4 protein-coding genes are annotated in these 6348 nt (G+C 48.4%); 2 read left to right on the top strand and 2 right to left on the bottom strand.

From position 1 onward, the window contains the following. Positions 1 to 285: 285 nt before the first annotated feature. Entirely contained in the window at positions 286 to 1383 is a 1098-nt protein-coding gene (locus VIM87_RS04395) for a tetratricopeptide repeat protein (protein WP_331995801.1), read from the top strand. Between the two features lie 40 nt (positions 1384 to 1423). Here the strand turns inward: VIM87_RS04395 and VIM87_RS04390 are convergent, their stop codons facing one another. Then, positions 1424 to 1873, bottom strand: coding sequence for a response regulator (locus tag VIM87_RS04390; protein ID WP_331995800.1), 450 nt, complete (start codon positions 1871 to 1873; stop codon positions 1424 to 1426). Further along, complete coding sequence (locus VIM87_RS04385) at positions 1839 to 5306, bottom strand: ATP-binding protein (RefSeq protein WP_331995799.1); 3468 nt, start codon at positions 5304 to 5306, stop codon at positions 1839 to 1841. The genes VIM87_RS04390 and VIM87_RS04385 overlap by 35 nt, the downstream gene beginning before the upstream one ends. Positions 5307 to 5407: 101 nt before the next feature. Between VIM87_RS04385 and VIM87_RS04380 the strand changes: the two genes are divergently transcribed. Next, positions 5408 to 6348: glycosyltransferase family 87 protein (locus VIM87_RS04380; RefSeq protein WP_331995798.1), on the top strand; the 941-nt coding region annotated here is incomplete at its 3' end.

The raw sequence follows: 6348 nt of genomic DNA, 5'->3' as shown, positions 1-6348 counted from the left end.
ATAAAATTCAAAAAGCAGCATCACGCAGCAGAAGCGAATGAAGTATTAAAAAGCTTTGTACAGGCAAATGTAGGGCAGCTGGTTATGCGAAAGGATTATAAACAATCGCTGCAAAACCTGATTACAACGTAAACGATGTGCAGATGTGCAAATATGCAGATGTGCAGATGGTAAATAAAAGCCCTTCATCTGCATATTTGCGTATCTGCAATATCTGCTCATTTGCTTATCTTCATATTCGCACATTTGCACATTTGCATATTTGCACATCCACACATCTAAATCATGCGCTTACTCGTCTGTTCCATACTCGTCTTGTGCGGCCTTACCGCCGGCGCACAAACAGATACGGCCCTGGCAAGGCAAAAACGCGACGCCGCCATTGATCTTATTGATGATGGTAAGTCGGCGGAGGCGCTGGTAATGCTGGCAGCCGCGCAGCAGCTGAACCCTGATGATCCGGAGATCCCTTACGAAATGGCTTTCGCCCATTACCAGCTGCAGGATTATGAAGGCGCTATTGCCATCCTCAAAAAAATGCTTAAGAATAAATTGGCCACAGCCCGGGTGTACCAGATGTTAGGCAATAGTTACGACAATGCCGGCAAAAGCAGCAAGGCCATTGAAACGTATGATAAAGGGCTGGAGCATTTTCCTGCCGCAGGTAACCTTTACCTGGAACGGGGCGTAATGGAGCTTAACACCAGGCAATACAACAAGGCATTAGCCTTTTTTGAAGCCGGCATTAAAGCCGATCCCACATTCCCTTCCAACTATTACTGGGCCGCACGTTTGTTCTTTGATTCTGAAGAGGAAGTATGGGCCATGATCTACGGGGAGATCTTCGTAAACCTGGAACGCGGCAGCAAACGTACGGAGGAGATCAGCAAACAATTATACTACACGTATAAATCAGAGATTCAATTTAAGGACGATACCAGCATTACCGTTAGCTTCAGCAAAAATAAAACGGTTAACATTGTCTATAATCCTAAAAGCGGCCCGGATGCGCTGTTGCAGGCTTTAATGCGCAAGCCCTTTGGCACCGGCGTGTATGAGCCAACGTTAGCCCTGGCCGTAGCAGGGGAGAAGATCGTGAGCCTGGCCACGCTGCACAATATCCGTTCTAAATTCCTGGATAGCTATCAGCAGCTGGGCCACCAGGAAAAAACACCCGTTGTATTGTTTGATTACCAGCAGCAGGTACGCAGCGCCGGTTATTTTGAAGCCTATAACTACTGGGTATTGGGTAACGGTAATCAGCAGGAGTTTGACGATTGGCGTTTGAATAATCCGCAAAAATGGCAGCAATTCATCACCTGGTTCACTAATCACCCTTTACAAATAACAGCGGAAAACAAATTCTATCGCAGTAAGTACTAACAGCTACCCGCAGTACATATTAATTGTTAATTATTAATTATTAATTCCTCCTTTTGTAGCTCGCAATCGCCTTGCAGATGGCTGTGGCGGGGTTACTTTGTTTAGCTGCTGCGGCAATCGCTTCCAGTATGCCTTTCAGATCTTTGTAGCTATTAGGTTTGGTTAAAAAGCAGGATGCGCCAAGCACATTTGCCGTTTCTTTATCGCTTTGATCAGAGGAAGTGGAGTACATGATCACGGGGATATCTTTTAAACCGTCGGCGGTTTTTATTTTCCGCAGGAACTGCCATCCATTCATTACCGGCAGGTTAATATCCAGGAAAATAATGTCCGGTTGTTCAATACCTTTTTGCAGCTTGCGCAGCGCCTCTTCTCCATCTATGGCCTGTTTGCAGGTAATAATAGGATCTACGGCTGCCAGCACTTCCGCGAATAGCTCGCGGTCGTCCGTATCATCATCTATTAGTAAAAAGGTTCTCGTTACTGCCATTGCTATCTGCTTTAAACGGTCGTTGGATCTGTATCAATGGTAATAATATGGTAAACACGGCGCCTTCATCTCTTATACCGGTAGCAGTAATGCTGCCATGGTGCCGCTCCACTATCTTTTTACATAAGGCCAGGCCTAAGCCGGTTCCCTCAAATTTATCTTTTGCATTTAGCCTGGTAAAGGTATCAAAAATACGCTTTGCATACTCCTGTTCAAATCCTATACCATTATCGGTAATTGCCACTTCTACATAATCCTGCCCGCCCTCGTGCAGGGTGGAGGAGGTAATGCGTATCACCGGCAATTCATCTGTTCGCGCAAACTTCAGGGAGTTGTTAATTAAATTATAAAATAGCTGGTAAATGAGTATGGAAGCGCCCTCAACTATAGGCAGCCCGCTGCGTATAATGCGTGCATTTTTTTGTTGGATGGTTACTTCCAGATCTTCCTCAATGCTTGCCAGCGTTTTATTCAGATCAATTTTTTCAATTGGCTGTTCCGCTGCATTCAGGGTAGAGTAGGCGAGCACCCCTTCGATCATGGAAAAGATCCTTTCCGTGGCATGCTGCACTTTATCCAGGAATGTTTTGCCTTTTTCCGGCAGCAGGTCGCCATATTCATACTGCAACCGGTTGCTGAAGGTTTTGATCTTGCGCACCGGCTCCTTCAGGTCATGACTGGCTACATGTGCAAACTGCTGCAGGTCTTCATTGGATTGTTGTAAAGCTATATTCAGCTCCTGCAGTTCGTGTGTACGTTTTTTTACTTCCTGCTCCAGCAAAGTGGTATATTCCCTGGCAACGCGGCGGGCAATCACCTGTTCAGATACATCTACGCCTACTGCAATAATACCTGTTACGGTATTATGGGCATCGCGCAGCGGCGCGTAAATAAAATTAAGGAACACCTGTTCGGGCTTGCCGGAACGTATAAGCGTCAGCGATACTTCATTGCCATGATAGGGCACTCCGCTGGTATATACTTCATGTAATATTTGTCCAAAACCCTGTTCCGCCAGTTCCGGCAGCACTTCCAGCAGCGGTTTGTTGATGGCATTTTCATGCTCTTTGTCCCAGAGCTCCAGCGCCCTTTCATTTACCATCTCAACGGAAAAGGCGTTGCCACGCAGCAGCACCATAGGTATGGGCGATTGCATGAGCATATTGCGCATATTGTTTTCAGCAGCAATACGGCTTTTGGCAATTTTGATATTTGCTTCTACCCGGGCCAGTAATTCACGGGCCGAAAAGGGCTTTACCAGGTAATCATCTGCACCGGCATCCAGCCCTTCTACCTTGGATTCCTCACCTGCGCGGGCCGATAAAAAGATCACCGGCGTATGCCGGGTATCGGGGTGGTTGCGTACCTGCTGCAGCAATCCAAAGCCATCCAGCTTCGGCATCATAACATCCGACAGCAGCAGGTCCGGTTTGTATTGCAGCATTTTGCTGAAAGCCTCTTCGCCATTAACGGCAGTGATCACACGGAACTGGTGAGCCAGCAGCCGCTGTACATACTCCCGCATATCTGCATTATCATCTGCCAGCAGCACCTTATATATTGGAGGATTGTTTTCTACAGTAGTGCCGCTGATATCATTGATGACGGCTTCATGATGCGGCGCTTCCGGCAGCCATTTCAGGGCTTCCTGCAAAAAGGTGTCGGCCTGTTTGGATATGCCGGCGTTAGCATCGTTTTCTTCAATACGCCCGTCTTCCAGGTGCGCCTTACCCGTAGGGATCATTACAGTAAAGGTAGATCCCTCGCCCGGGCGGCTGCTTACGCTGATATTTCCCTTATGGATCTTTACCAGCTCTTTTACCATGGCCAGGCCAATGCCCGTGCCTTCCTGGCTGCGGCCCTGTATATTCTCTACCCGGTGAAAACGGTTAAAGATCTTATCCAGCTGGTCTGCCGCAATACCAATACCCGTATCCGTTACAGACAGCAGCACCTGGTCATCCGCCACCTGTATCTGTACATCTATATGACCCTGGTTCGTATATTTAAAGGCGTTAGAGAGCAGGTTCAGTACTATCTTCTCCCACATCTCCACATCCACATATACTTCCGCCTCCGAATAACCGCAGGAAATGTTCAGCGCCATACCGGCTTTTTCAACTGCAGAGCGGAAGGTGCTGGCCAGGTCCTGGGTAAGCCGGCAAATGTCCACCCGGGTGAACTTCCCATCCACCCGTTCCGCTTCAATACGCGAAAATTCCAGCAGGGTGTTCACCAGCTTTTGCATGCGCAGCGCATTGCGGTAGGCAATATCCAGCTCCGCTTTATGGCCGGCATCAAGCGCCGGGTTTTGCATGGCTTCTTCAATAGGGCCCAGCAATAAAGTAAGGGGGGTACGGAACTCATGGCTGATGTTGGAGAAAAAGGCCGTTTTAGCCCGGTCTATCTCTGCCAGCGCTGCAGCCCTTTTCCGCTCTTCTTCCAGTATGTGCACATCTGCAAAGCCAGACAGGATCTGGTCCATGATCAGGGAGCAGAAACCAAGATATTTTTCATCCGGTAAGCGGTAGGGGTTAAAGCCCGCTACCAGGAAACCATAAGGCTCTTTAGCCGTTGCGGAAACAATGGGCAGTATAACTGCTTTTCCGGGCCTGATGGTCCAGCTGCCCATGGGCATAGCGCCCATAATAGCTTCCAGCCCGTTCAGCACCTGCGGCTGCCGCAGCAAAGCGGCCTTTTGCAGTAAAGCGCCCAGGCCCGGGGCATCCAGGTCAATTTCAGCAGGCGCCTGCGGGGCAGCATCGCCCAGGTCCGTAGCATTTATCAGCGTAGCCCTGTTATCAGATACCGTATAAAAAAGTGCAAAGGGAAAGTCCTGCGGGTTTTCTTCCAGTGTATAAATGGTCTGCTGTATCACATCCCGGCCGGCCTGCAGCCCGCTTAAACGTTTACCCAGCTGCGTAAGGGTCTTTAGCTGCCGTTCGCTGATAATGCGGTCCGTATTATCCACATTGGCGCAGATCATGCCGGCAGTGCCGCCGTCATCACCCGGTATGGGCGTGTAGGAAAAGGTGTAATAGGTCTCTTCCGCATACCCGTTCCGTTCCATGATCAGCAGCTGGGATTCCACATAAGTGCCTTCATCCTTCTGCATCACCTGCTGCAGCATAGGTTCAATATCTTTCCAGATATCTTTCCATACCACGGAGGCAGGGCAGCCCAGCGCCCAGGGATGTTTACCGCCTACAATAGCCTTGTAGGGATCATTGTAGAACTTAATTAGCTCTTTTCCCCAGCCTATCCAGATAGGCTGCCTCGAAGTAAGCATAATACGGATGCAGGTTCTGAGGCTTTGAGGCCAGGTATCTACAGGCCCCAGCGGAGTGGATGCCCAGTCATATTCCCTGATACGCGCCCCCATTTCACCGCCGCCGGCCAGAAACTCAGGGATAACCGACACATTCGTGTTCATAAGAGCAATTAAGAGACTTTCAAATTAATAAATAACTTATAATAAAATAATAATACAAAATACGCACACTATTTTTGTGCCAACAACTATCGACTATCCGTATGGAACTAATGCAAAAAAGTAATGGCCTGCCAACCGCTAAGCGTTTTACACTGACCTGGTTAGGGGAAAAAGACTGGCTGGCCCTTTTATTATGGTTCGGTTTATCTATCCTGGTGGCCGCCAAGGAGCTGATGGCCAACAATGCCAACAATTTCAGTGTTTTCCGGTATGTATACCTGCACCTGGTGGCGCAGCAGCCGCTGTACATTCCTTACCCGGAAAACTATTATGATGTGAACATGTATGGCCCGGTGTACAGCATTATTATTGCACCTTTTGCCGTGCTGCCCTTTTCCGTGGGGGCTATGTTATGGGTAATAGCCAATGCGCTGTTCCTGTACGTTGCCATCCGTAAGCTGCCCATTACCCGTGTTCAGCAAAACCTGGTGCTTATATTTTCCAGTCATGAGCTGATGGGCTCCAGCAGCTACTTCCAGTTTAACCCATCCATTATAGCCTGTCTTATCCTGAGCTTTGTGCTGATCCGGCAGGGGAAGGATTTCTGGGCCGCTTTTTTTATTATGATAGCCGCCCTGGTAAAGCTGTATGGTATAGTAGGACTGGCATTCTTCTTTTTCAGTAAACACCGCTGGCGATTGATAGGGAGCTTAATTTTATGGGGCGCTGTATTGTGGATCTTACCGGCAGTCATATCCTCCTTTGATTATATTGTACAATCTTACAGGGAGTGGGGCGATGCCATTGTACAAAAAAATAAGAAGAATTACAAGTTCGACCAGGGCGTTATATTCCAGAATATTTCCGCCATGGGCTTTATACAACGGGTATTTCATTTAAAGCAGCTGAACAACCTGTGGGTATTATGCCCCGCTTTTCTGCTGTTTGGCACACACTACCTGCGCCTGAAGTGGAAAGAGAACCGGGAATACTGCCTGTACCTGCTTTGCTCGGTGCTGCTGTTCACCGTAATATTCAGCAC

Origin of the sequence: Chitinophaga sp. (assembly GCF_036569125.1) — a bacterium.
Classification (GTDB): domain Bacteria; phylum Bacteroidota; class Bacteroidia; order Chitinophagales; family Chitinophagaceae; genus Chitinophaga.
This window is presented reverse-complemented; position numbering and strand designations above follow the sequence as displayed.

Bases quoted from the DNA above. Each gene is read 5' to 3' on its own strand.
- VIM87_RS04395 (WP_331995801.1), top strand. From the start codon at position 286: ATGCGCTTACTCGTCTGTTCCATACTCGTCTTGTGCGGCCTTACCGCC.
- VIM87_RS04385 (WP_331995799.1), bottom strand. From the start codon at position 5,306: ATGAACACGAATGTGTCGGTTATCCCTGAGTTTCTGGCCGGCGGCGGT.
- VIM87_RS04390 (WP_331995800.1), bottom strand. From the start codon at position 1,873: ATGGCAGTAACGAGAACCTTTTTACTAATAGATGATGATACGGACGAC.